At 53.2% G+C, this 686-nt stretch carries 1 rRNA gene; it reads right to left on the bottom strand.

The window, feature by feature from the left end:
• Nucleotides 1–550: 550 nt before the first annotated feature.
• A 5S ribosomal RNA gene (rrf, locus tag NNO02_RS23450) occupies nt 551–666 on the bottom strand.
• Nucleotides 667–686 lie beyond the last annotated feature (20 nt).

Genomic DNA, 686 nt, shown 5'->3' with positions numbered 1-686 from the left:
ATATAATTGTTATAATTTATTATGAGAGATAGATCACGATTTTAATTAGCAGGAAAAGGATTAAGAAATGTTCGGGGGAAGAGAATCTGGTTGGCTGTCAGAAATAGCACGGGCCTTTGTTGGCCGGATAAAGCGTTCACGTCACACCTGGCGATGTGCCACCGGGAATATCTGATGGTCCAGACAGTTGTAGGCCGGATAAGGCGATACGCCGCATCCGGCAAAATGCCATCGGGAGTGCCTGATGCGCTGCGCTTATCAGGCCTACAACATACATTCAGCTGCAGGCCGGATAAGGCAGGATGTCGCATCCGGCGGTTTTCACCCCGCACAGACGCAAAAAAGCCCATCCGGCAGGATGGGCTTCTTCACTTATTTGATGCCTGGCAGTTTATGGCGGGCGTCCTTCCCGCCACCCTCCGGGCCGTTGCTGCGCTACGTTCAAATCCGCTCCCGGCGGATTTGTCCTACTCAGGAGAGCGCTCACCGACAGACTGCAGATAAAACAAAAGGCCCAGTCTTTCGACTGAGCCTTTCGCTTTTATTTGATGCCTGGCAATTCCCTACTCTCGCATGGGGAGACCCCACACTACCATCGGCGCTACGGCGTTTCACTTCTGAGTTCGGCATGGGGTCAGGTGGGACCACCGCGCTACAGCCGCCAGGCAAATTCTGTTTATCAGACC

Source organism: Citrobacter sp. Awk 2 (assembly GCF_028069815.1).
Taxonomy (GTDB): Bacteria; Pseudomonadota; Gammaproteobacteria; order Enterobacterales; family Enterobacteriaceae; genus Citrobacter.
The sequence above is the reverse complement of the archived record's forward strand: the minus strand, read 5'-3'. Positions and strand labels throughout refer to the sequence as shown.